Genomic DNA, 25,964 nt, shown 5'->3' on the forward strand with positions numbered 1-25,964 from the left:
ATTCCATCATGGATGGCATTGCCATCCACCGACTGCGGTGGAAAACCCTTCGCGGTTTTCCACCCTACGAGGCTGGGGGCGTTCTTTCCGCCCGCAGGCTCACCTGGATTCGTTGAACAGCTCGCGGCCGATCAGCATGCGGCGTATTTCGCTGGTGCCGGCGCCGATCTCGTAGAGCTTGGCGTCGCGCAGCAGGCGGCCGGTGGGGAATTCGTTGATATAGCCGTTGCCGCCGAGGATCTGGATCGCCTGCAGGGCCATCTGTGTGGCGTTTTCGGCGGTATAGAGGATCACCCCGGCGGCGTCCTTGCGGGTGGTCTCGCCGCGGTCGCAGGCCTGGGCGACGGCGTACAGATAGGCGCGGCTGGCGTTGAGCTGGGTGTACATGTCCGCCACCTTGCCCTGGATGAACTGGAACTCGCCGATGCTCTGGCCGAACTGCTTGCGGTCATGGATGTAGGGCACCACCACATCGAGGCAGGACTGCATGATCCCGGTCGGGCCGCCGGCGAGCACCACGCGTTCGTAGTCCAGGCCGCTCATCAGCACCTTGACGCCGCCGTTCTCGGCGCCCAGCACATTCTCTTGCGGCACCTCGACGTCATCGAAGAACAGCTCGCAGGTGTTGGAGCCGCGCATGCCGAGCTTGTCGAACTTGTTGCCGCGGGAGAAACCCTTCCAGTCGCGCTCGACGATGAAGGCGGTGATGCCGTGCGCACCCTTGTCCAGGTCGGTCTTGGCATAGATCACGTAGGTGTTGGCGTCCGGGCCGTTGGTGATCCAGGTCTTGCTGCCGTTGAGCACGTAGCGGTCGCCGCGCTTCTCGGCGCGCAGCTTCATGGAGACCACGTCGGAGCCGGCATTCGGCTCGCTCATGGCCAGCGCGCCGACGTGCTCGCCGCTGATCAGCTTGGGCAGGTAGCGGGCCTTCTGCTCGGGGTTGCCGTTGCGGTTGATCTGGTTGACGCACAGGTTGGAGTGGGCGCCGTAGGAGAGGGCGACCGAGGCCGAGCCGCGGCTGATCTCTTCCATCGCCACCACGTGGGCCAGGTAGCCGAGGCCGGCGCCGCCGTACTCCTCGGAGACGGTCACGCCGAGCAGGCCCATCTCGCCGAATTTTCTCCACATGTCCGCCGGGAACAGGTTTTCCTGATCGATGGCTTCGGCGCGCGGGGCAATCTCGGCGGCGACGAAGGCCTGGACCTGCTCGCGCAGCATGTCGATGGTTTCACCGAGGGCGAAATTGAGGCTGGAGTAGTTCATGGGGCCACCTGCTTGTCTTGTAATTGTTCTGTTTTCAGAGGATTCGTTCGTCCGGCGGAGTGCAGGCCGGCGCTCTGGTAGCGGTTCGAGGTCATCGGTATGGATGATCGTTTGCTGCTTTACGTTAACGTAAAGGTCCGCTGCGGGTCTGTCAACACACCGCCGCCTCGGCATGTCTGCAAGCATAGGCCCGCCAAGGTGCGGCCGTTGGTTGCTGGCGCGCGGTGGTGTTTCGTCGGTGGAGGGGCACTTGGCTGGAGGCTGGCGGGACTAAACAGGCAGTGGCCGCAGCGCCGGCCTGCCACCGACGAGGAAATCCATGCCCCGCATCGGCTTCGCCTGCATGTATCGCCACCCGCAACAGAGCCTCTCGCTGAAGGAGCTGGAGCGCATCGAACGCACCTTCAATCCGCGCAGCACCACGCTGCGCTGGATGGCCTCGGTCGGTCGCGCCGCGGCGGAGGCGAGGCTGGAGGAGATCGTCGAGCACAATCTGAGCGCTCAGCGGGTGTTGCTCGAATACGTCGCCACGTTGCCGCCGATGCTGCGCATGTTGCGCCTGTCCAGCGACTTGCTGCCGTTCTACAGCCATGCCGAGATCGCGCCGTTCTACCGTCGCGCCGAGATACGGAACCGCCTCGAGGCTGGCTTCGCCGCGATCGGCGAACTGGCACGGGCCAACGATATCCGGCTGTCGATGCATCCCGGCCAGTACTGCGTGCTGGGATCGGACAAGCCGCAGGTGGTGGAAAACAGCCTGGCGGAATTCGAATACCACGCCGACATGATCCGCATGATGGGTTACGGCCGGCGCTTCCAGGACTTCAAATGCAACCTGCATATCGCCGGGCGGCTCGGCGCCGAGGGGGTGCGTGCCGTGTGGCCGCGCCTGTCGAGCGAGGCGCGCCACTGCATCACCTTCGAGAACGATGAAAAGACCTATGGCCTGGACGACTGCCTGAGCCTCGCGGACCTCGCGCCGGTGGTGCTGGATATCCATCACTGCTGGATTCACGAGGGCCGCTACATCGAGCCGGACGACCCGCGCATCGAGCGCGTTCTGGAAAGCTGGCGCGGCGTACGGCCGACCATGCACTACTCGCAGCCGCAGGAGAGCCTGATGGAGCTGGGCTTCGCGCCGGAGCAGAAGCTGGAAATCCCCGAGTTGCTGGAAAAGGTCAACAAGCGCGACCTCTATGCGCACAGCAAACGCATGTGGAACCGCTGGACAAATCGCTATGCGTTTCAGTTTCTGGATCGCTTCGACATCATGCTCGAAGCCAAGGACAAGAACCTCGCCGCGCTGGATTTCCATCACGAGTACCAGCGCGAACGCGCCTGACGGGGCGAGCGCAGCATCATTGCGAAGGCTCTGGCGCACGCGTTCAGCGCCGCGGTTGCCTACTTCAAGCATGCCTTGGCAGGCTGATCTGACCCGCAACTACCGCCGCGATTCGTCGCTGAATAATGGCCATTTGATTGCTCGCACCCCTCGACTTTCGCCTACCCCGCGACATATTGTCAGCTAGTTACCTTTACGTTAACGTAATCGTGACCTAGGGTGACTGTCAGCAGCGCCAGCGCCCTTGCGAGCACGCCTCATAACAAACATAAGACTGAGGAAAATCGTCATGAGTCTTCCGAGCTATACCTGCGGACCGCAGAGCAAACCCCTGTTGCCCATGACCATCGGCGCGGCCTTCGACCGTACCGTGGAGCGCTTTCCCCAGCGTGAGGCCCTGGTGGTGCGCCATCAGCAGCTGCGTTACACCTGGGCGGAACTGGCGGAGGCGGTGGACCGTTGTGCGCGTGGCCTGCTGGCCCTCGGACTGCAAGCTGGCGAACGAGTGGGCATCTGGTCACCGAACAATGCCCAGTGGTGCATCACCCAGTTCGCCACCGCGAAGATCGGCGTGGTGCTGGTCAACATCAACCCCGCCTACCGCCTCAGTGAACTCGAATACGCCTTGAAGCAGTCCGGCTGCCGCTGGCTGATCTGCGCCGATGCCTTCAAGACGTCCGATTACCACGCCATGCTCCACGAGCTGCTGCCAGAGCTGGAAAGCGCCGCCGTCGGTGCCCTGCAGAGCCATATGCTGCCCGAGCTGCGCGGGGTGATCAGCCTGTGCGACAAGCCGGTGGACGGCATGCTGCAGTGGCAGGCGCTGATGGAGATGGCCGAGCAGGTCGGCCCCGAGCAGCTGCGCCAGTGTGGCGAGCGCCTGCAGTTCGACGACCCCATCAACATCCAGTACACCTCCGGCACCACGGGCTTTCCGAAAGGCGCCACCCTCAGTCACTACAACATCCTCAACAACGGCTACATGGTCGGCGAGAGTCTCAGGCTGACCGAGCACGACCGCCTGGTGATCCCGGTGCCGCTGTACCACTGCTTCGGCATGGTCATGGGCAACCTCGGTTGCGTTACCCATGGCACCACCATGATCTATCCGAGCGCCGCCTTCGAGCCGCTGGCGGCGCTGCAGGCCGCGGCCGAGGAAAAGGCCACCGGCATGTATGGCGTGCCGACCATGTTCATTGCCATGCTCGACCACCCGGAGCGCCAGTCGCTGGACCTGAGCAGCCTGCGCACCGGCATCATGGCCGGCTCGACCTGCCCGATCGAGGTGATGAAACGCGTCATCGACGACATGCACCTGGCGGAAATGCAGATTGCCTACGGCATGACCGAAACCAGCCCGGTCTCCACCCAGACCAGCGCCGACGACGACCTGGAACGCCGCGTGACCAGCGTCGGCCGCACCCAGCCGCATCTGGAAAGCAAGATCGTCGACGAGCACGGCGCGGTGGTGCCGCGTGGGCAGATCGGCGAACTCTGCACCCGCGGCTACAGCGTGATGCTCGGCTACTGGAACAACCCGGACGCCACCCGCGATGCCATCGACGGCGCGCGCTGGATGCATACCGGCGACCTCGCGGTGATGGACGACGAGGGTTACATCAAGATCGTCGGCCGCAACAAGGACATGATCATCCGCGGCGGCGAGAACGTGTACCCGCGCGAGATCGAGGAATTCCTCTTCACCCATCCGGCGGTGGCCGACGTGCAGGTGATCGGCGTGCCGGACAGCAAGTTCGGCGAGGAGATCGTCGCCTGGGTCAAGCTGCACCCGGGCCATGAGGTCGAGGGCGAGGCGCTGCGCGAGTTCTGCAAGGGCCGCATCGCCCACTTCAAAACGCCGCGGCACATCAAATTCGTCGACGATTTCCCGATGACCATCAGCGGCAAGGTGCAGAAGTTCCGCATGCGCGAAATCAGCGTGGTCGAGCTGGGCATCAGCGAACAGCACTGACCGGCACCGGCCGGGTTCGCCCGGCCGGCAATTCGCTCATCCGAAAAGGAGCTTTCCATGGCGCTGCCTATTGCTCAGTCGATCAGCCGTTTTCCGCTGCCCAACAGCCTAGACGCACTGCCTGCTGACCTGCGCGAACGGATTCTCGCCGTGCAGGAAAAGGCCGGATTCATCCCCAACGTGTTTCTCATGCTGGCCCATCGGCCGGCGGAGTTCCGTGCCTTCTTCGCCTATCACGATGCGCTGATGGAGCGCGAAGCCGACAGCCTGACCCAGGCCGAGAAGGAGATGATCGTGGTCGCGGTCAGCGCCGACCACGGCTGCCTGTATTGCGTGGTCGCCCATGGCGCGATCCTGCGCATCCTCGCCAAGGATGCGCAGCTGGCCGATCAGATCGCCGTCAACTACCGCACCGCACCGATCTCCGAACGCCAGCGCACCATGCTCGATTTCGCCCTGCACCTGGCCGCCGAGCGCGGCGTGCTCGACGACGCCTGGCAGGCGCGGCTGGAAGCCCAGGGTTTCAGCCTCGATGACATCTGGGATATCGGCGCCATCGCCGGGCTGTTCGGCCTCTCCAACCGCCTGGTGTCCGTGGCGCGCACGCCACCCAACGACGAGTTCTATCTGCTGGGCCGTGTGCCCAGGAGCCCCGCGCGCTGAGCGCGACACCGCATTACCGCATGACGTGGTAATCCGAGCCCGGGCAGTTCGCAGTCGGGCTCAACAGCTGCATCAACGATCACAACAACAAGAGAGAAAGCTATGCAACTGAAACCAGCAAGCCGAACCCTTCTGGCCGCCAGCATCGCCGCCGTCGCCCTCGGCGCATCGGGCGTGGCCTCGGCCGCTTTCATCGAAGACAGCAAGGCCGCTGTCGAACTGCGCAACTTCTATATGAACCGCGACTTCCGGCAATCTGGCGCCGCTCAGTCCAAGGCCGAGGAGTGGGCCCAGGGCTTCATCCTGAAAATGGAATCCGGCTACACCGAAGGCCCGGTCGGCTTCGGTCTGGACGCCGTCGGGCTGCTGGGCGTGAAGCTCGATTCCAGTCCGGACCGTACCGGCACCGGCATCCTGCAGCGCGATCGCAACGCGCCTAACCGCGCCCAGGATGATTACGGCTCGGCCGGCCTGACGGCAAAGGCCAAGCTGTCCGCCACCACCCTGCACGTCGGTACCCTGCAGCCGGTGGTGCCCGTGCTGATGCGCAACGACAGCCGCCTGCTGCCACAGACCTACCGTGGCGCCTGGCTGCAGAGCAAGGAGGTCAGCGGTCTGACGCTGGACCTGGGTATGCTGGACCGCGTCAACCAGCGCGACTCCTCGGACAACGAGGAAATGACAGTCTTCAACGCTGGTCGGCGCAATATCACCTTCGGTAGCGGGGGCAGTACCAGCGATGAATTCCTCTTCGCCGGAGGTCGCTACGACTGGTCGCCGCAACTGGCCACCAGTTACTACTACGGTGGGCTGGACGGCATCTACGACCAGCACAACTTCAATCTGGTCCATGTGCTGCCACTGGGCGACAAGCAGAGCTTCAAGACCGACCTGCGCTTCGTCCGTTCGACTGACGATGGCGGCAGCAATGTCGACAACGATGCGTTCGGCGCACTGTTCACCTACAAGCTCGGCGGCCACGGCTTCACCGGCGGCTATCAGCACATGCGCGGCGACACCGGTTTCGCCTATGTCGCCGGGGGTGACAACGCGCTGATCAACCTGCTGCAGATCAACGACTTCGGCAACGAGGACGAGCGTTCCTGGCAGGTCCGCTACGACTACGACTTCGCCGCCATGGGCGTTCCCGGGCTGACGCTGATGACCCGTTACGTTTCGGGTGACAACGTCGACCGCGGTGCCGGCGCCAGTGAAGGCAAGACCTGGGAGCGCAACACTGATATTGCCTACGTCATCCAGAGTGGCCCGCTGAAGAATCTCGGCCTGAAGCTGCGCAACGCCACTACGCGAAGCAACTTCCAGAACGACCTGGACGAGAATCGCGTCATCGTCAGCTACAGCTTGCCGCTCTGGTAAGCGCAACGCCGCAGCACCTCTCCTCGTTGGAATTTTCCGGGCCGCACAGGCCCGGCTTTTTTGCGTTGTCCGAGGAGCTACTTCGGCATTCGGGCGCCATAAAAACGGGGACGAACCCCAGAGCCTGGGGCACTGGGCAACTGGTGTAGAGCGGGCTATATGATGGCCATTTGACTGCAAGTTGCACGCTTTACCGCTCAATCGCCCGTTTGAAAAAGCCACTTGCCGTATACGGAAACTGATTGTTATCGTTTACGTAAAGGTCATGCAGCGACCTGCGCCATAACCAACAACAACAATCAAGGTTAGAGGGCACCCAATGGAACCAGAGTTCGTGCTGGAAACGCGCGGCCTGACCAAGGAATTCCGCGGCTTCACCGCAGTGGATTCCGTCGATCTGAAGGTCCGTCAGGGTCACATCCATGCGCTTATCGGCCCCAACGGCGCCGGCAAGACCACCGTATTCAATCTGCTCACCAAATTCCTCACGCCTACCCGCGGCGAGATCCTCTATCGCGGCAAGAACATCACCTCGATGAAGGCCAACGAGATCGCCCGGCTCGGCCTGGTGCGCTCGTTCCAGATTTCCGCAGTGTTCGGCCACATGAGCGTGCTGGAGAACGTGCGTGTAGCGCTGCAGCAGAAGATGGGCAACTCCTTCCATTTCTGGAGATCCGAACGCAGCCTGCGCGAGCTGGACGACCAGGTGATGCAGCTGCTCGCTGAAGTCGACCTGCAATCCTTCGCCCAGACCCTGGCAGTCGAGCTGCCCTACGGCCGCAAGCGCGCGCTGGAGCTGGCCACCACCCTGGCGCTCGACCCCTTCGTGCTGCTGCTCGACGAACCGACCCAGGGCATGGGCAGCGAAGACGTCGACATGGTCGTCGAGCTGGTGCGCAAGGCCGCGGCCAACCGTACGGTGCTGATGGTCGAGCACAACCTCAGCGTGGTCAGCCGCCTGTGCGATCGCATCACTGTGCTGGCGCGCGGATCAGTACTCGCCGAGGGCGATTACGAAAGCGTTTCGGCCAACCCGCAGGTGCGCGAGGCCTACCTCGGCAGCGAAGCCGCGGCACTTGAGGAGGCGCACGCATGAATCCACCCATGGACCGCGATCAGCTGCGCGTCAGCGATCTGCATGCCTTCTACGGCGAGTCGCACATTCTGCACGGTGTCGATCTGGTGGTTGGCCGCGGCGAGCTGGTGACCCTGCTCGGACGCAACGGCGCCGGGCGCTCCACCACGCTGCGCGCGATCATGAACATGGTCGGTCGCCGCACCGGCTCCATCGTGGTCAACGGCAACGAGACCATCGGCATGCCGGCCCACCAGATTCCGCGGCTGGGCGTTGGCTACTGCCCGGAAGAGCGCGGCATCTTCGCTAGCCTGAGCGTCGAGGAAAACCTCCTGCTGCCGCCCACGGTGCGCAGCGGCGGCATGAGCCTGGACGAACTCTACGAGATGTTTCCCAACCTCTACGAACGTCGCTTCAGCCAGGGCACGCGGCTCTCCGGCGGCGAGCAGCAGATGCTGGCCATGGCGCGCATCCTGCGCACCGGCGCCAACCTGCTGCTGCTCGACGAGATCACCGAAGGCCTGGCGCCGGTCATCGTGCAGAAGCTTGGCGAGGTACTGATCAAGCTCAAGCAGCGCGGCCTGACCATCGTCCTGGTGGAGCAGAACTTCCGCTTCGCCGCGCCGTTGGCCGACCGCCATTACGTCATGGAGCACGGCCGCATCATCGAAGAGATCGAGGCGGCCGACCTGGATTCGAAGAAGGATTTCCTCAATTCCTGTCTCGGGGTGTGAGCCCCGCACGACTCAGCAAAGCAGTAACCGGCCGCAGTGGATGCCGGCCCCCGACCACAACAAAAACAATCGAGAGTGGTGAATACATGAGCTTTTTCCGCAAGAGTGCGAGCGCCATCCTGGCTTCTTCCCTGATCGCCTCGGCCGCCCAGGCCGAGATCAGCAACGACGAGATCCGTATCGGCTACCTGGCCGATATGTCCGGCACCTATCGCGACCTGTCCGGCCCGGGCGGCCTGGAGGCGCTGAAGATGGCGGTGGAGGATTTCGGCGGCAAGGTCGATGGCAAAAAGATCGTCGTCTTCCATGCCGACGACCTGAACAAGCCTGACGTCGGCGCCAACACTGTGCGCCAGTGGATCGACGAGCGTAACGTCGACATGGTGACCGGCATGGTCGCCAGCTCCGTGGTACTGGCGGCGAGCAAGGTGGTGGAGCAGGGCGGCAAGCTGGCGCTGATCTCCGGTGCCGCGGCTTCCAGCATCACCAATGAGTTCTGCTCGCCGAACCACATCCACTGGACCTACGACACCTACGCGCTGGCCAATGGCACGGCCAAGGCAGTGCTCGCCGATGGAGGCAAGAGCTGGTACATCCTCACCGCCGACTATGCCTTCGGCCACGCCATGGAAGCCGACATCACCAAGGTGGTGGAAGGTGATGGCGGGAGTGTCGTCGGCAAGGTTCGCCATCCGTTCCCGAGCAATGATTTCTCCTCGTACATGTTGCAAGCGCAAGGCTCCGGTGCCGAGGTGATCGCCCTGGCCAACGCCGGCGCCGATACGGTCAACTCGCTGAAGACTGCCAGCGAATTCGGCGTTACCCAGTCCGGGCAGAAGCTCGCCGGGATGGTGGTGTTCCTCAACGACATCCATGCCATGGGCCTGGATGTGACCCAGGGCCTGATGCTGACTACCGGCTGGTACTGGGACATGAACGATGACACCCGTGCCTGGGCCAAGCGCTACTACGAGCGCACCAAGCGCATGCCGGGCATGGTGCACGCCGGCATCTATTCGGCCACCACCCATTATCTGAACGCGGTGAAAGCCGCCGGCACCGACGAGACGGTCGCGGTACGTGCGCAGATGGCCAAGACCCCGATCAACGACATGTTCGCCAAGGACGGTCGCATCCGTGAGGACGGCCGCATGGTCCACGACATGTATCTGGTGCAGGTCAAGACGCCGGCCGAATCGACTGGCGAGTGGGACTTGTACAAGGTGGTCAGCACCATTCCAGGCGAGCAGGCCTACCGGCCGATCGCCGAAACCCAATGCACCAAGCTGGTCGCCAAGGACTGACCGACTAGGCCGCGCTATCACCCGGTCGGTAACGGCCGGGTGCCACGGACTTCCTTTGGGTGGTGAACCATGACTCTCGTATTCGGCGTACCCCTGAGCGTGCTGCTCGGGCAGCTGCTGCTCGGCCTGATCAACGGCGCGTTCTACGCGCTGCTGAGCCTGGGCCTGGCGATCATCTTCGGCCTGCTGCGCATCATCAACTTCGCCCATGGCGCCCAGTACATGCTCGGCGCTTTCGTGGCCTTCCTCGGGCTGAACTACCTGGGTGTGAGCTACTGGTTCGCACTGGTGCTGGCGCCGTTGGTAGTGGGCTGTCTGGGCATGGCCATCGAGCGCGGGCTGCTGCGGCGCATCGCCGGTGAAGACCACCTTTACGGATTGCTGCTGACCTTCGGCCTGGCGCTGATCGTCGAGGGCAGCTTCGTCAAGCTGTTCGGCGTGTCCGGCTCGTCCTATCCGATGCCGGAGCTGCTGCGCGGCGGCTTCAATCTTGGCTTCATGTTCCTGCCGACCTACCGCGCCTGGGTAATCGTCGCCGCGCTGGTGGTGTGCCTGGCGACCTGGTACGTCATCGAACGCACCCGGCTGGGTTCCTACCTGCGCGCCGGCACCGAGAACCCGAAACTGATGCAGGGCTTCGGCATCAACGTACCGCTGCTGGTGACCCTGACCTATGGCTATGGCGTGGCGCTGGCGGCGTTCGCCGGCGTGCTGGCGGCGCCGATCTACGCGGTGACACCGGGCATGGGCTCGAATCTGCTGATCGTGGTGTTCGCCGTGGTGGTGATTGGCGGCATGGGGTCGATCCTCGGCGCCATCGTTACCGGTATCGCCATGGGCCTGATCGAGGGCCTGACCAAGGTGTTCTATCCGGAAGCGGCCAACACCGTGGTGTTCCTGGTCATGGTGGCGGTGCTGCTGATTCGTCCTGCGGGACTCTTTGGTAAGGAGGCATGAGCATGACGAATCCAGCAAACGTGCAGGCCGCAGCGCTGCGGCATGCCAGCGTGGTACGCGAGCGCAGGCATGCAGCCGCGCGGCGGCAGAAGGTCTTCTATGCGGTGCTGCTGGTGATCGCTCTGTTGGCGCCGCTGGCGGTGTATCCGGTGTTCCTGATGAAGCTGCTGTGCTTCGCGCTGTTCGCCTGCGCCTTCAACCTGCTGCTGGGCTACGCGGGGCTGCTGTCCTTCGGCCATGCCGCGTTCTTCGCCACCGGCGGCTACATCACCGGCTACATGCTGAGCAGCTATAGCGGGCTCAGCACCGAGCTGGGCATCCTTGCCGGCACCCTGGCCTCGACGGTGCTAGGGGGGCTGTTCGGCATGCTGGCGATTCGCAGGCAGGGCATCTACTTCGCCATGATCACCCTGGCGCTGGCGCAGTTGGTGTTCTTCGTCTTCGTCCAGGCGCCGTTCACCGGCGGCGAAAACGGTCTGCAGGGCGTCCCGCGTGGACATCTGTTCGGCCTTGTCGACATGAAGAACAACATGGCCATGTACTACTTCGTGCTGGCGGTGTTCGTCCTTGGCTTCGCCATCATCCAGCGCACCATCCATTCGCCGTACGGCCAGGTGCTCAAGGCCATCCGCGAGAACGAGCCGCGTGCGGTGTCGCTCGGCTACAACGTCGATCGGCACAAGCTGCTGGCGTTCGTCATCTCCGCGGCGCTTGCCGGCCTGGCTGGCGCGACCAAGACCGTGGTGTTTCAGCTGGCCTCGCTGACCGACGCGCACTGGCACATGTCCGGCGAGGTCATCCTGATGACCCTGCTTGGCGGCGTCGGCACCATCCTCGGGCCGCTGGTCGGCGCCACCGTGGTGGTGACGCTGCAGAGTTCGCTGTCCAACGGACCACTTGGGGAGTGGGTGCACGTCATTCTCGGGGTGATCTTCGTGCTCTGCGTGCTGCTGTTCCGCTCCGGCATCGTCGGCTGGCTGGAACGGCTGGTTAAGCGCAACTTCAAGTAGCGGCTCGATGCGGCACCGCCCGGATTGCGCCGGGCGGTGCCTTGCCTTTCGAACCCGGCGGTTAGATGCGTGCCTAACCTGCAGACCCCTCGAGAGGACACCGTCATGCCTGGCATCGAATCGCAGCAACCCTCGCAGCCCGTCTGGCCGTGGCGAGCCGACGAATCGCCGCTCAACGATCTGGACGATGCCGAGAGCGACACCGAACTGGACGGCCCGGATGAGCTGCCGGAAGAGGTGCTCGAGCAGCTGGAAAAAGTCGCTCCACCACCAGAGCCGATCCCCGATCCGGGACCGCTGTAGCTCCAGAACTTTGCCTGCCGGAAACGAAAAGGCCCCGACGAGTCGGGGCCTTCAGCCGAGTGCCTGACGGACTAGACGTTAATCACACGTTTAAACGTTGATCGGTCGGCAAAGGCCCGGGAGCACTAGGTTTCGCAGGGAAATCATGTCACGGCCTTTGCGGGAATCGTTGGAAGTACCCCCAGTTGTACCCCAAGGGGCCATCGGGATCATAGATCAGCCCGGATGACGATGCCAGCCTAGCACGCTCTGTCTTCGCGGCCTGCGGCCTTGACCAAGAGGCGCTGCCTCTTGGAACTCCGTTCTCGCCGAAGGGCAAGGGTGCAGGGGGTAGAGCATCCCTGCACCCTGCCGAAAGTCTGCTGCGCTGCATGGGCGTCAATGGTGCGCTGCGCCGGGTGCTCACCCGTTCGGTGCTCGCCTGCGGCTGCGCTCCGCTGCGGCTTGCGCGCCCGCCATTGACCCCCACTACGCGCGAATCGGCCCCAATGCCGAGCCGCTTCTCCAGATGCCGCTGGATCAGCCTTGCACGCAAGCTGCCTGTGCAGGAGTGGCATGGCTACCATGCCGCCTCTGCACAGGTAGCCGACAAGGCCGAAGGCCGCGTCAGTGCCATAGGCAGGGGATATGTACGCGTCTGCCGCAGCGCCCTTATCCATTGCACTGCTCGGATGCCACGAGATGGGCCGTCACTGCGCGCCGCAGTGACGGCCCCGCCGACGCCGCCAACAATACGGGCGAAAGCCAGATCCTATTGCGTGCGGCATACATGATGATGGCCGTCCTACACTGACCGGGCAGTTGCCAAGACCGATGGGCTTCGTACATCGGCAACCCCAACAGCGTAGGTTCCTGCAAGCGCTGGCCCGTCAGGGCGGAACCACCCCAGGTATGCCCAGGCTCCGACCGCATACCGGCCCTACCCAGGGCGGAGCCTTCTTCGTCTGTTTGAACTCATCCCTACCGCGCCGCCTGGCGCACCGTCCTTTGCGGCAATTACCTGTGCGCAACGCACCGGGCTCCCGCTGCATTTCTCATCCCACTCACTTCATAGGAGGACTCGTCCACGTTCGCATCACTTTCGTCTTGTAGTACCTCCGTCCGGGCTTCCAGCAGGGAGCAAGACGGACGCCTCATTCGAGGCTCTGGTGTCTCCTGAACACCATGCCCTTGCCCTCACGGGATCTCGCCTTGGCGAGTTGGCACCAACACTAACCACTGAATTTCAGGACAACGCAGTACGGCACTTTACTGGGAGGCCGCAAATGGACGACTTGACCTATACCCTGCGGCAGCTCTGCCAGCGCAACCGTGACGGTAGCTACAACACACAGGCCGACCGGATGCGTTCTCTCGCGCTGGCTGCGCGGCAACTACGCGAGGCCGGTTTCCGACAGATGAAGGCTTCGTCGCTCAAGGGCAAGCACGTCCAGGCGTTGCTAGATCGCTGGCAAGGCGAAGGTTTGTCGTCGGGCACCATCAAGAATCGGCTCTCTCACCTGCGCTGGTGGGCCGAGAAAATCGGCAAGTCTGGCATCTTGCCGGCGGACAACATGCAGCTTGGCGTGGCCGAGCGCCGCTACGTGACCAACATCAGCAAGGCCCAGGAGCTGGGCACAGGTTTTGAACAGGTCAGCGACGCGCACGTACGCATGAGCCTTCAGCTACAGGCCGCCTTCGGATTGCGTCGGGAGGAAGCGATCAAGTTCCAGCCCAGTTATGCGGATCGGGGTGACCACATCGCCCTCAAGGGATCGTGGACGAAGGGCGGCCGGGAGCGAACTGTGCCCATCACCACGACAGGGCAACGCGACGTACTCCAGGCTGCGCACCGTCTGGCGGGGACAGGGTCATTGATCCCGGCAAACAAGACCTACATCCAGCAACGGCACATCTACGATGGTCAGTGCAAGGCGGCGGGCCTGAGCAATATGCATGGGCTGCGGCATCGGTATGCACAAATGCGATATGAAACACTGACGGGGTGGAAGTCACCGGCAGCAGGCGGGCCTGGCACGGCTCAACTCGACCTATCGCAACGCCTGGCTGACCAACAAGCACGACAGCAGATCAGTCGTGAACTTGGGCATGAGAGGATGAAAGTGACAGCGATCTATCTGGGAAGCTGATTCAAGCCCAAGCCTCCAAAGATCCGCAACCGACTTGTCATCTGCCTAAGATCCATCAAAGAACACCGATCTGATGACAAGCATCGAGAAAAGGCTTTTTGAGAAAATTGCAGTCAGTGAATGGGCGTTTTTTCGTATTGAACGTCAAGGTCTGCAGAAAATCTTGCGGATCTCGACCCAGCTCCTTCCACTCATCCAATACCTGCGTTAGCCAGGCCTTGCCATCGCTTTCTGTGCAGAGCTTGGCTTTGTAGCGTTCTTCAATGCCGTAAACGTCCTTCCACGTTTCGATTTCTTCGGCAACAGCGGCTGGGCCAAAGTGTAGGGTGATATCAGCCGGGGCCAGCTTGGCGATGTCTGAATGCTGCAAAGTGATCTGTAGCTCGATGGACTGCGCTGCTGGTTTGTAAGGGTAGAAAACAGCACGACGTTGAACTGCTCTGGCGGGGTCTTTGGGTGTGTAGGCGGGATCCTTGCTGGTCTTGTAGCTGCTGTTGCAGTGGTGACAAGCCGGGACAAGGTTGCGGAAGTTGATGGAGTTGAACGGGTACAACGCCTTGGGCAAGTAATGGTCGTAGGCTTCGCGCTTGTTGTGGTACTCGCCCAGGAGATCGTTGACACCACAAAACGGGCATTTCCCAGCCTTATTGGCCTGCACGAACATTTGATAGTGGTCGTCAATGTCACCGATCTTGCCGCGCAATGCGACGAGGTTCAGAAGCGATTGCGAATACAGGCCCTTGAAAAACGTGCCGAGCTGGACGGCAAGGTCTTTGTGATTGACAGCGATGTCGCCGTAACGGGCGAGTTGTGTTGCCGGATCATTGGCACACACTTTCTCCAGGTCGTTATTGCCTTGATACCACTGCTGAAACTGTCTGATCTGCGCGTCGGATAGAACCGAGAAGAAGCCGTAGATGCGTTCCACATGGCCAGAGAAAAACTCCGCGCCATTGCTGTCGTCATAGTGAAATGCAGTCATCACTTCATGCAGTTCAGGGTTCGCAAGAAATAAATCCAGGCCGTAATCGCCGCTTGCCGGCGCTTTGCACCAGACCTCATGAAAGATGAAGTCGATGAACGCCTGCATCTTCTCCATCTGGTGTGGCACGTAGGTGTACGGAAACAACATCAGCCCTATGCCTCCCCATTTTTTGGCTGATCGCCGTCAAGAATGGCCTTGATCAGCAGCACTTTCTCTACCGAGTCGCCGAGCTGGTGGTGAATCTCCGTGATCAACGACTCTTTGTCTTCGGTACCCTGTTCAAAGCGTGCGCGCAACGCCTCCAACAAGGCCTGAGCGTGACCGCCGATGGTTTCGCGCTTGCCGAAGGTGTTCATGGTGATCTTGTTGATCGAGGCACCCAGCGTGTTGTAGTTCGGCTTGCTGATGCTGACCTTGCCGCTGGCTTTATCCTTGGCGAACACCAACACCTTCTCCGGCTTGCTGTCGGAGATCAGGAAGGGCGTGTGGGTGGTGACCAGCATTTCTTGTCCCGCATCCTCCACATCGGGCAAGCATTGACGCAGGCGGGTAATGAAGCTGGCGCGCCAGTGCGGGTTGAAGTGGGTTTCTGGCTCATCAAGGAGGAACAGGCTGTTGGTCTTGCGAAACAGCAGGCATAGCCCAAGGCTGTGCAGCATCTGGTACTCGCCGTCCGACAGCTCCTTGAGCAGCATCGGCTTTTCTAAGCCCTGCTTTGTGAAGTAAAAATTCTTGAAGCGCATAATGCGCTGGTCGGAGGCCAGCGTCGGTACCGTCTCACTGACGTAGTGGCTGGTGGAGCGGTACAGGTCGGTCTTGATGGTGTCGCTGACGCTATACAAGTTGAGCGTCAGCAGAACCTGCAAGGCCTGGAACAAAGCGAGTGCAGGGCCTGCCGGATCATCGAAATTGGCACGGAAGGCTTGCTTGGTCGCTTCATTGATCCGGTAATCCAGGATCAGCGTGTCGGAAGCCTCATCGTAGAAATGCAACGTGGCACAGCGCTTGAGCTTTTCGACAATGGCCGTGCGTTCAGTACGCTCATCGCCATTAGCCTCTAGTCCTTGAAGCAGATTGACTCGGTAATCTCCGGTCTCTGGATCAAGATAAACCACATTGGTATCTGTAAAACGACCATCCTGCGTTTCGGTGGGCAAGGCGTACTCACCCGAAGTAAAGGCAGCAATTTGCTGGCTTGTGGTCGGGATGCTGCGGCGCAGGACAATGCGGAACTCGCGCAGCGCCTCTATGCCCACATCCTCGCGGAAGGGCTGGAGAGTGGCTTCATCCTGGAGCAGAAGATTGCACAACAGAATAGCTTGGCTGAAGCCACTGTCCAGATAGGCTAGCCGCGTTTCGGGACGGCCGGGATAAGGGAGCTGTCGGGCCAGAGCATTCCAGTACTCATCGAACTGGATGAAACGCATCTTGAAGAACGGCAGGCTGAGAATCTCATTCTCGCCGGAGGAGTAGCCCAGCACGTATTGCGGCAATAACAAGTCACGCTCTTCGTCGCTCAATCGGCTGAAAGCAAAGCCCTCGACAGGGAACGCTTCGTTGTTCTCCCAGCGCAGCCACGGCGACTTGTCCCTCTCCTTGATTACGACCACGTGGGCGAACTCCGGACTACCGGAAGACCGGTATTCCTTCGGCAACTTGATCAGGTATTCCAGTTCATAGGCGTTGGGATAGCCTTCGTGCTCTTGTATGCCATCCGGATTGTCATCAGGGTCGTACTGAAAGATGTCGGGCAAGAAATTGCGGCGTACCCGCTGCACCTCCAGCTGAAAGAAGATCGCTGCCAACGCTTCGAGCAAGTTGGACTTACCGCTGCCGTTGGGGCCAGCACACACGAAAGGCGCAAAACCTTCGGGCTGGGCCAGTTCTTCCTGCAAGCTCCATTCGTTGCGGAAGTGATGCTCGAAACCACAGGGCAGGCTACGAAAGCCTGCCGGGTCAGTGATCTTGAGGCGGAGCAGTTTCATGACTGAACAGCCTTGAGTTCGATGCGGTTGCCGACTTTATTGCCCCCCTGCGTCAGGGCGCCAGCCGCCAGCGCCTCGAACACCAACTTTTTGATGTCTTCATAGTCGTTTACGTCAAGCCCAACATTATTGCTCGGGTAGAACTCGGCTAAACGGTTCTTCTGCTCATCAGTGATACCTTCGTCTTCCACCACAGTCTGCAGCCATTCTGTGAGTCGATCACTCACCGCCACCATAAAATCTTGCACCGAAAATGGTGCATCTCCCAGTTGTTGGCAATAGGCTTCCAGCCATTCTGCGATCAATGCTTTACGCGCCTCGGAATCTTCCAACGCAGCCGGCAGGTTTCCGGTATCGGGCAAATGAATCGTAGTCACGGTTTGCACAACAGGTTCGGGCACGGTGGCTTGATCTCCAATAGCAACGGGAGCGATAGACTGAGCGGGGAGAAGCACGCGCGACAGATCCAATTCTCCCTTGAAAGCCTGCTGACTTAGTGCGCCGTAGAGGGCTTCCAGATCAGTGAGGCTTTGTTGGTAGAGAGATTTAATGCCTTCGACTTTTTCGACAATGGTGGCGAATTGATTTTGTAACGGCCACGGTGGAATTGGTAGGAGGACTGTCTTAAGGTTCGCCTTCGAAATGTTCGGCATAGAACCAGCAGCCCCCGCGGCCAACGACTGGATTCTCTTCCGCTGCGAATCACAAATGAGGAGCTTCCATATGAAAATTGGATTTATCTCCGCGTTCTTCTTAAAAACAAAGCGGAAGATCAGGTCAGGCATTAGGAGCTTTGGCCGAGCTTTAAATACATAGGCACATGCCGCCACCAGGTCATAGGTATTTTTCCTGCTGAACAGCAAATCTCCTGCTTTGACCTCGTCGCGCACTGATGGAAGAACATTCTGTGGCAATGCTTTGTTTTCGTTCTCATCAAATCTGCAGCGCGTTACAGCGCCTAGCTTAAGCACCCCCCATTCGTCTGCAACGGCCTCTCTAGCCTCACACTTGGGGCTTTTCCCACTTTCAATGTCGTCGAGCAGTTCTGAAAACTGCTTCTTGCCCCACCCCTTCTCATTTCGCACCGGATCGCCAAACATCTCCAGAAACACGCTCTTGAGCAGATCATCGAGTTGTTGCAGGTGTTGTTTGCGCTGGTCAATCAGCCCTTCCACTTTGCCGAGCAGATGGGCAATGCGGATTTGGTCATCAAGGCTATGGGGAACTGGAATCTCAAAACTCTCGATATCACCCAGACCAATGGCTGGGTAAGCAAGATCTTTGATCAGCGATGAAGGTGGAAAGTGCTTCAAAGCCAAACGGAGATAGTCTGTTTGAGTGTCGCTCTTGGGAATCAGCGTCGCCAGATGGCTAACGACATGAGCAGGGTTTTGAAGGACGTAGACGCGATCTTTGGTGGCGGACATGCCACTCTTTGCAAAAAGAACGGTTCCTCTCGGATAGGTCTTCAGCTTCCGTCGCCTGGCTGTTTCTTCGCTGACGAGTTCAAGGCCGGACTCGGGTTCACCTGACAGCAGTCTATCCAGGCTACCTGCTCGGACAAATGGTGTTCCGTAGTCGGAAAATTCGTCACTCTTTGGCGCTGCTTGCCCTGCTGACACAATCGCCAGTTGTCTCAATGGAGTTGGTTTCATTGGGATCATTCCACCATCCCCTTCAGCTCCAATAGTTCACGGACGATTCCGCTCTGCACCTTGTCCAGTTCAGCCTCATTTACATCACCAACTTCTGCCTGAATCAACCGATCCAGAATCACACCCGGCGCGTCGTACGGCACGTCCTCGAACACATCCTGTTTGTAGCGCGACAGCGATAGGTCATAGTTGTTTTTCTCGTCGGCGATCTCGGTGCGTGGCACCATAAAGCACTTGACAGTACGGTCGGTGTCGGTCGCCGCATCACGGGCGTGGTATTTGGCAATGATGTCTTGCAGGTCACCAGAGCCTGCCTGTTTGGTGCGCTTGTCATCCAGCGTGTAGCCGTCGGCGGCCATCTCGTAGAACCAGACATGCTCCGTGGCAGGTTTGGCAACCTTGTCCTTAATTCCCCAGACCTTGGTGAACAGCAGAATGGCGGTGCTGACCCCAGCATAGGGTTTGAACACCCCGCTGGGCAGGGTGATGACGGCCTTGAGGTCGCAGCGCTCCACCAGCAGTTGACGCAGCGTCCTGAATGCCCCGCCAGAGCCGAACAACACGCCCTGCGGCACGATCACGCAGGCGGTGCCACCCTTCTTGAGCAGGCGATAGATGTTCTCGACAAACAGCAATTCAGTCTTGGTGGTAGAGAGCTGCAGGTTCTCATTGATGTCACCCTTGTCGATGCTGCCGGTAAAGGGCGGGTTGGCGAGCACGATGTCGTATTCGGCTTCCTCGTCGTAGCTCTTGCTCAGGGTGTCCTGATAGTCGATGTGCGGCTCGTCAATGCCGTGCATCATCAGGTTCATCAGACCCAAGCGCACCATGGTGGCGTCTATGTCGTAGCCGTACAGGCTTTCCTGCAGGATGGCCTGAGCCTTTTCGGTCAGTGCGGCAGCGACCGAGGTGCGGACAAAGCCGTCTTCATCGGGCGCAAGGTTCTTGGCCCCTGCCTTGATGGCCAACTGGGTGACGATGTACTGGTAGGCTCCCAGCAGGAAGCCGCCGGTGCCGCAAGCCGGGTCAGCGATCTTGTGGCCTAGCTGTGGCTGCACCAGTTCGGCCATCAGCTTGATGATGTGGCGCGGGGTACGGAACTGACCATTCTTGCCAGCGGTGGCGATCTCGGCCAGCAGCATTTCATAGACATCTCCCTGGATGTCCTGAAAGGCCTGGCCGTTTTCCCGTGAGTCCTTCTCCATCACCTCGAAGATTTCGTCGATGGTCTTCACCGCCTCCACCAGCAGGGCGGGCTTGGGGATGATGAAGACCGCGTTCTTCATGTGGTGGGTGAAGTTGGACTCGGCGCCGTTCAGGTCCTTGAGAAAAGGGAACACCTTGCCCTGCACGTGCTGCAGCATGTCTTCAGCCTGCATGCGCTTGAATTCGCTCCAGCGTAGGCTGCGCTTTTCGATGGGGCGCTGTTCCGATGCTGGCCAGTTGCGTTCCTCGGGCGGAATCCACGTGCCCGTGAATTTGGAGATGTAGTTCTCGCCGGTCCACTCGGCATCGGCCTGGCGTTTCTGGTCCAGCTCATCCAGCCGTTTCATGAACAGCAGGTAGGTGATCTGCTCGATGGCGGTGAGCGGGTTGCTGATGCCACCACTCCAGAATTTGTTCCAGAGCTGGTCGATCTTGCTTTTGAGTTCGGGATTGTTTTGAAGCATGGTGTGCTCTGCTATTTAGGCAGCCAACCGTTCGGTCAGCTGCAGGATTTCGTTGATTTCAAGTGGACTGAACACGCCACGGATGCCTTGCGGATGGATGACCGTGAAGGGGGCGTTGATCAGGTCTTTCTTCTCCACTTTTTCGCGCTCGATGATGAAGCCCTTCAGCAGATTGAGGAATTCCATCTGCCGGCTGCTGAGCGTGGTGTGGGAGCGAATGAACTGGTCGAACGCAGCGCTGACTTCGTCCGGGAAGCTCTGCAGGACTTCGATTCCGAGGATGTGGCGGATGAACTGGATGAAGCGCGCCTTGCGGTTTTTGTAGACCTGGCGCAGCAGGTCTTCGGTGATGTGCGGGTGTTCTTCGTGCAGCAGTTCGGCCAGTGCGTTGGCCTCTTCGCTGCTCACTGGCTCGCCGTTCTTGATCTTCTGCAGCACCGGGTTGTGCGCGGTGAGTTCGGCGATCAGGTTTTCCACCATTTCGCGGTAGCGGGTGATGCTGACCGCTTCGTGCTGGGGGCCGAACTCAACCCGTTCCTTGTTGTGCAGTATGTCGGTGAGATCCAGATGCACCGGACCCGGGCTGGCCATCTGCTCGCGGAATTTCATCAGCGGGCCGAGCTTGGCCACCAACTCATCGAAGGCATCTTCGTTGGCCGTGGCCCAGTAATGGCTGGCTTGTGCGGCGCGGATCAAGGCTTCTTCTTGCTTGACGAAGCTGACCGAGAGCGGCAATTCGCCGATCTGCTCGACGATGCCCTCTTTGATCGTGTCGGCCTGTTCTTTGTCGTCATTGAGTACGGCCAACGAGTATTCGAGCACGTCGCGCTCGAAACGCATGGCCTTGAAGTCGGCTTCCGACACGGTACGAAACAACGGCTTGATTTCGGCACGCAGAAATTCCAGCTTCTGGGGAGTGAGGTTGATCCAGAAGTTCTCTTCGTCCAACCGGGCCAGTGCGACGGCAGCATCCTTGATCACCACGGAGTCTTTGGGCAGCGCGGCGATCTGCTGGCGCAGTTTGGCCACCTCGCGCTCAGTAATATCGATTTGGTTGATGGCAATGGCCTTGTCGATCTTGTCGAGGCGCAGGCCCACCAAGCGCACGGGTAGCGGTAGCTGGGGTTTGAGTTCCTTGCCCTTGGGTTGCAGCTTGAAGTATTCGAAGTTGTCCCAGCAATCGAGAATCAGGAAAACGTCTTTCTCGGTACACCAAGGCTTGGGCTTGCTGGCTTCCAGCAGGCGGGTGCCGCGACCGATCATCTGCCAGAACTTGGTGTAGGAATACACCGGTTTGGCAAAGACCAGATTGACGATTTCTCGCACGTCGATGCCGGTATCGAGCATATCCACGCTGATGGCAATGCGTGGCATGTCGTTGTTGGTGAACTGATCGAGCAGGCCGCCCTTGCCGTAGACTCGGGGGTCATCCGAGACCAGCACCTTGGCCAGTTCACCATGGTATTGCGGATAAAGCTTGTCGAAGATTTCCTCGATGCGGCGGGCATGGGCCTTGGAGGAGCAGAAGAAGATCGTCTTGCCGGGCAGCACGCCGTTGCCGTCCTTGATGCACTCCTCCATGAACTCCCTGACGATCAGGGTGTTGGTGCCCTTGTTGATGACCTGCTTTTCAAGCTGGGTGCCTTCGAAGTTGATCTCTTCTATGTCCTTGCCCTGCAGGATGAGCTTTTTCTGGTCTTCCAGTGAAATGGTGCGCTTGCTGATGCCTTCCATCTGGAACCGGGTCTGGATTTTCATGACCTGGAAGTTGCAGAGATAGGGCGGCACGCGATTGACGGCCTCTTCGAAGGTATAGGCGAAGGTAGGCAAACCGTCTTCGCAGTGGAAGAGTTGGAAGGTGTTGTGGTCGATGATGTCGGTCGGCGTCGCCGTCAGACCGAGGGTGATGGTTTTGAAGTAATCGAGGATTTCGCCGTAGGTGTTGTAGATGGAGCGGTGGCTCTCATCGACGACGATGAAATCGAAGAAGTGCGGCGACAGGTGCTGGACATCGTCCCGGACAATGTTGAGCATCGTCGGGTAAGTGGCCACATAGATTCGGCGGTCTTTGGCGATGAGCTTTTCGCCCACATTGGGCCAGCGCGGTTCGTTGGGCAGGTGCTCCTTGAACGTGGCCAAGGCTTGCTCGCGCAGGGCGATGCGGTCAACGAGGAATAACACCCTCTCGGCATGGCCTGCGCGCATCAACGCATCGACCATGGCAATGCAGGTACGGGTTTTTCCCGTGCCGGTGGCCATCACCAGCAGGAAGTCGCGTTTTTTCTGCTCGATGCCTTCGAGCACCGAGCGAATGGCGCGGATCTGGTAATCGCGCCCGGCGATTGAGGTGTTGATGAACTCCTGCGTCAACGGTTTGCGATTGCGACGAATGTAGGCAAAACGCTCCAGATCATCGCGTGTGGGGAAGCCGATGACCTTGCGGGGCGGCGCATTTCCCAGATCCCAGAAATAAGTCTCAAAGCCGTTGGTGTAGAAGCAGAATGGCAATTCGCTGCCGAGTTGCTTCTGGATGTTGTAGCAGTATTGCTTGGCTTGCTCACGACCAAGCGCGGCATCTCGAAGGGTCTTTTTGGCCTCGATCACGGCCAGTGGCTTCCCATCTTTGCCGAGCAGGACGTAATCGCTGAACTGATGGCCTTGGTAAGGCGTGCCTGGTTCGGCCACACCCTCTGGCAGCGCAGTGAGGATGTCGAATTCTTCGACGACCTGAGTCGGGTCTTTGACGTTCCAGCCTGATAGGGCGAGCTGCTGGTCGATCAAGTCGGCTCGTGTCTGTGCCTCGGATTTAGACATGTCTAGCATCCTCCCTGGGCGGACCTGTTGCCGCAGGTGTAATTGTCGCGGTTGCCGTGGCTAAAGACGTTCTTTTGAGTACTCATTTCTCACCCAATTGATTGGTGCGGCGCCACTTTGCTCCACGCCCTTTGCCGGTCGATTCGATCAACCCCTCTGATTTCATCGCCCGCAACACCAGCCGCACCATGTCCCGACTCACGCCCGGGCAAGCTTCTTCAATCTCGGAGATGGAAAACGGCAGGGTGCGCCCCAGGGCTTCCGCGCGCACCCGGTCGCCTTTGCTGCCGCGGCCACGCTCGATGGTGCCGACACGCTCCTCGAACTCGCGATAGGCCCGCAGCAAGGCCCCCCAGAAGTAGTCAAGCCAGGGTTTGACGTCGTGCTGCCCTTGATGCCAGCCTTGCGAACTGGCTTCCAGCGTCTCGTAATAGCCTTCCTTGGTTTCCTCGAAGATGCGCTCCAGGCTGATGTAGCGGCCCACGGCATAGTCGAAGTGGTAGAGCAGCAATAGGGTTAGCAAACGCGACATGCGACCGTTGCCGTCGGGGAAGGGGTGGATGCATAGGAAGTCGAGCATCGCCAGGGGTACCAGCACCAGCGGATCGGCCAGATGTTGGTCCAGTGCGGTGGCGTAGTGCCGGGTCATATCGGCCATGGCCATCGGCGTCAGATGCGCGGCGACCGGCTGGAAGCGCAGCCGTGACGTGCCGTCCGGATGGCGTTCGATGATGTCGTTGTTGGTGGCTTTCCAGCGTCCGCCGGCCTGTGGCATGTAGCGATACAGCATGGTGTGCAATTGCAGCACCACGCCTTCGTTGAAGGGCATGTGCGCGGCCGATTCGTGGATCAACGCTAGGGCGTCGCGGTAGCCGGCGATCTCCTGTTCGGAGCGACTCTTCGGTGCTGCATTGCGGATGACCAGGGACTTCAGTCGCGAGGGCGCGACGACAACACCTTCCAATCGGTTGGATGATTCGGTGGATTCGACCACCGCGATCTGGCGCAGGCCCTTGAGGGCTTCCGGAGACTGGGCGGCGTAGAGTTGTTGCTTGCCCTGATACTCGCCCAATGCGCGCAGTGTGGCGGCCTGGGTACCATCGAAGCGAAGCGCGGTGAGGTACTCGGGAGTAAGCGAGTGCATGGAAATGTAAGCTCAGGCTGCCTAAATGGGGCAATCATAGTCGTTAAATGGGGTATTGTCTTTTAAAATGCCTCATTAAAGTCGTTTGATTACCCTGTTTTCACTGCCGTGGGCCTCGGAGAGGGAGGTCGCCCTGTCTGGCAGGGTGCGACCACGTGAATCACGGCCTATAAAGGGGCATTAGCGGCCTAAATTACCCTTTTTAATCATTGGATTGCCCTGTTTATAGCCTCCAGTCCTCTGCAAAGGCGAACAGAATTATTCGGTGTCGCTGTGCTCTGCCGCACTCAGGTAGCCCGCCCAAGCCTGTAGCAGCGACCTTCTCTGATCCAGCAGCAGCGCCTTGTTGTAGGTCGCCCGAACCTTGTTGCTTTCCACATGAGCAAGTTGCCGCTCAATCGCATCAGGCCGGAATCCGTTTTCGTTGGCCCAGGTCGAGAAGGTCGTTCGCCAGCAATGCGGCGTCGTTCCCCGGCCCAGGTTCATATCGCGCATGGCGTACGTAAGCCGGTTGGGCGTGGTGAAGCCTTTGCCGCTCCGGTGCGGGAACAAGTAGCGTCCGCCCCCGGTGATGCGCTGCAAGTCTTTCAGTACAGCAATAGCCTGCGCAGACAGTGGGCTGACATGCTCTCGCCGCGCCTTCATCTTGGCTGCAGGCCGACGCCACACGGCATCCTCAAAATCGAACTCTTCCCATTCGGCATCGGCAGCTTCCCCGGGACGGCAAGCGGTCAGCGCAATCAACCGCAGGCACAGCGCGGTTTCCGGATAGCCCCTGTAGCCGCGCAATGCCTGATAAAACTTCTGGATCTGCTCGCGCGTCATCGCCGCCTTGCTTTCGCTGGCAGGCACGCGTAGCAGTCCGCGCAGGCTCGGGATCGGGTTGGCCTCAACCAGGCCACGCACGACCGCAAACTCGAAGATGGCCGAAAGATCGCCTTTGACGTGAATGGCCGCCCATGCGCCATGAGCTTTGCACTCTTCCAGCAGTGGGCGGATCTGCTTGACACCAATGTCGCTCATCGGCATTCCGTCGAACTTGGGAGACAGATACTTCCTGATGCGGGACTCTTTCGTGCGATAGGAGCTGTGCGCGAAGACAGGCTTGATCTCGGCCAGGTAGGCTTGCGCAACCTTGGCAAACGAGCTTTCCTGGGCGCGCTTGCGTTCTGCCAGCGCCTCAAGATTGCGCTGCTTTACCTGCTGCCGCTCATGGGCGGGGTGGATACCTTGCTTGACCAGGGCGCGCGCTTTCTCACGGGCAGTACGCGCCTCTGCAAGGCTTACTTGCGGAAAGCTGCCGATGGCAAAGAGGTTTTCCTTGCCTTGCAGGCGGTACTTCCACCGCCAGAGCTTGCCGCCGGCGGGCTTGACCAGCAGGAACAAGCCCCCGCCGTCTGAAAGTTTCCAGTCTCGATCAGCAGGTTTGACTGACTTGACCTTGGCGTCAGTGAGTAGATTCTCGGGCATCGTTGGACTCCACTGCGGGGAAAAGTACCCCCACGGTTGAACACGAGTACCCCCAACGCTACCCCCGATTTTTTCAGGCCTCGACGAGCAATAGGAACGCTCAGTAGACCGT

At 60.2% G+C, this 25,964-nt stretch carries 19 protein-coding genes; 11 read left to right on the forward strand and 8 right to left on the reverse strand.

From position 1 onward, the window contains the following. Positions 1–99 precede the first annotated feature (99 nt). Positions 100–1,263: an isovaleryl-CoA dehydrogenase gene (locus tag PSEST_RS05265; protein WP_015275973.1), complete on the reverse strand. Its 1,164-nt coding sequence runs from the start codon at positions 1,261–1,263 to the stop codon at positions 100–102. Positions 1,264–1,582: 319 nt separating this feature from the next. Here PSEST_RS05265 and PSEST_RS05270 point away from each other — a divergent pair, with 319 nt between their 5' ends. From PSEST_RS05270 to PSEST_RS05325, 11 genes are all read left to right on the forward strand, one after another. Next, positions 1,583–2,605, forward strand: coding sequence for a UV damage repair endonuclease (locus PSEST_RS05270; RefSeq protein WP_015275974.1), 1,023 nt, complete (start codon positions 1,583–1,585; stop codon positions 2,603–2,605). A gap of 289 nt (positions 2,606–2,894) precedes the next feature. Continuing rightward, the gene (locus tag PSEST_RS05275) at positions 2,895–4,577 is read left to right on the forward strand and encodes an AMP-binding protein (protein ID WP_015275975.1); all 1,683 of its coding nucleotides are present in this window, start codon (positions 2,895–2,897) and stop codon (positions 4,575–4,577) included. Between the two features lie 57 nt (positions 4,578–4,634). Next, complete coding sequence (locus tag PSEST_RS05280) at positions 4,635–5,240, forward strand: peroxidase-related enzyme (RefSeq protein WP_015275976.1); 606 nt, start codon at positions 4,635–4,637, stop codon at positions 5,238–5,240. 102 nt (positions 5,241–5,342) lie between these two features. Beyond that, positions 5,343–6,617, forward strand: a complete 1,275-nt coding sequence (locus tag PSEST_RS05285; protein WP_015275977.1) for an OprD family porin — start codon at positions 5,343–5,345, stop codon at positions 6,615–6,617. Between the two features lie 319 nt (positions 6,618–6,936). Beyond that, on the forward strand, positions 6,937–7,713 hold the full coding sequence (locus PSEST_RS05290) for an ABC transporter ATP-binding protein (RefSeq protein ID WP_015275978.1): 777 nt from the start codon (positions 6,937–6,939) through the stop codon (positions 7,711–7,713). Beyond that, complete coding sequence (locus tag PSEST_RS05295) at positions 7,710–8,426, forward strand: ABC transporter ATP-binding protein (protein ID WP_015275979.1); 717 nt, start codon at positions 7,710–7,712, stop codon at positions 8,424–8,426. The genes PSEST_RS05290 and PSEST_RS05295 overlap by 4 nt, the downstream gene beginning before the upstream one ends. A gap of 86 nt (positions 8,427–8,512) precedes the next feature. Beyond that, on the forward strand, positions 8,513–9,730 hold the full coding sequence (locus PSEST_RS05300) for an ABC transporter substrate-binding protein (protein ID WP_015275980.1): 1,218 nt from the start codon (positions 8,513–8,515) through the stop codon (positions 9,728–9,730). Positions 9,731–9,799: 69 nt separating this feature from the next. Next, positions 9,800–10,687, forward strand: coding sequence for a branched-chain amino acid ABC transporter permease (locus PSEST_RS05305; protein WP_015275981.1), 888 nt, complete (start codon positions 9,800–9,802; stop codon positions 10,685–10,687). 2 nt (positions 10,688–10,689) lie between these two features. Then, the gene (locus tag PSEST_RS05310) at positions 10,690–11,697 is read left to right on the forward strand and encodes a branched-chain amino acid ABC transporter permease (protein WP_015275982.1); all 1,008 of its coding nucleotides are present in this window, start codon (positions 10,690–10,692) and stop codon (positions 11,695–11,697) included. A 105-nt stretch (positions 11,698–11,802) separates the two neighbouring features. Beyond that, entirely contained in the window at positions 11,803–12,000 is a 198-nt protein-coding gene (locus tag PSEST_RS05315; protein WP_015275983.1) for a hypothetical protein, read from the forward strand. A 1,265-nt stretch (positions 12,001–13,265) separates the two neighbouring features. Beyond that, positions 13,266–14,129: an integrase domain-containing protein gene (locus PSEST_RS05325; RefSeq protein WP_015275984.1), complete on the forward strand. Its 864-nt coding sequence runs from the start codon at positions 13,266–13,268 to the stop codon at positions 14,127–14,129. A gap of 55 nt (positions 14,130–14,184) precedes the next feature. On the opposite strand, the gene PSEST_RS05330 is transcribed toward PSEST_RS05325, so the two are convergent. From PSEST_RS05330 to PSEST_RS05360, 7 genes are all read right to left on the reverse strand, one after another. Next, positions 14,185–15,261 carry an HNH endonuclease gene (locus tag PSEST_RS05330; protein WP_015275985.1) on the reverse strand — a complete coding sequence of 359 codons (1,077 nt, stop codon included), beginning with the start codon at positions 15,259–15,261 and terminating at the stop codon, positions 14,185–14,187. 5 nt (positions 15,262–15,266) lie between these two features. Continuing rightward, on the reverse strand, positions 15,267–17,099 hold the full coding sequence (locus PSEST_RS05335; RefSeq protein WP_015275986.1) for a restriction system-associated AAA family ATPase: 1,833 nt from the start codon (positions 17,097–17,099) through the stop codon (positions 15,267–15,269). Beyond that, complete coding sequence (locus tag PSEST_RS05340) at positions 17,096–18,754, reverse strand: restriction endonuclease subunit S (protein WP_015275987.1); 1,659 nt, start codon at positions 18,752–18,754, stop codon at positions 17,096–17,098. The genes PSEST_RS05335 and PSEST_RS05340 overlap by 4 nt, the downstream gene beginning before the upstream one ends. 5 nt (positions 18,755–18,759) lie before the next feature. Beyond that, entirely contained in the window at positions 18,760–20,424 is a 1,665-nt protein-coding gene (locus tag PSEST_RS05345; RefSeq protein WP_015275988.1) for a type I restriction-modification system subunit M, read from the reverse strand. 15 nt (positions 20,425–20,439) lie between these two features. Then, on the reverse strand, positions 20,440–23,238 hold the full coding sequence (locus PSEST_RS05350; protein WP_015275989.1) for a DEAD/DEAH box helicase family protein: 2,799 nt from the start codon (positions 23,236–23,238) through the stop codon (positions 20,440–20,442). A gap of 82 nt (positions 23,239–23,320) precedes the next feature. Further along, positions 23,321–24,382 carry a Fic family protein gene (locus PSEST_RS05355; protein WP_015275990.1) on the reverse strand — a complete coding sequence of 354 codons (1,062 nt, stop codon included), beginning with the start codon at positions 24,380–24,382 and terminating at the stop codon, positions 23,321–23,323. A 258-nt stretch (positions 24,383–24,640) separates the two neighbouring features. Next, on the reverse strand, positions 24,641–25,852 hold the full coding sequence (locus PSEST_RS05360) for a tyrosine-type recombinase/integrase (RefSeq protein ID WP_015275991.1): 1,212 nt from the start codon (positions 25,850–25,852) through the stop codon (positions 24,641–24,643). Positions 25,853–25,964 lie beyond the last annotated feature (112 nt).

Origin of the sequence: Stutzerimonas stutzeri RCH2 (assembly GCF_000327065.1) — a bacterium.
GTDB lineage: Bacteria > Pseudomonadota > Gammaproteobacteria > Pseudomonadales > Pseudomonadaceae > Stutzerimonas > Stutzerimonas stutzeri_AE.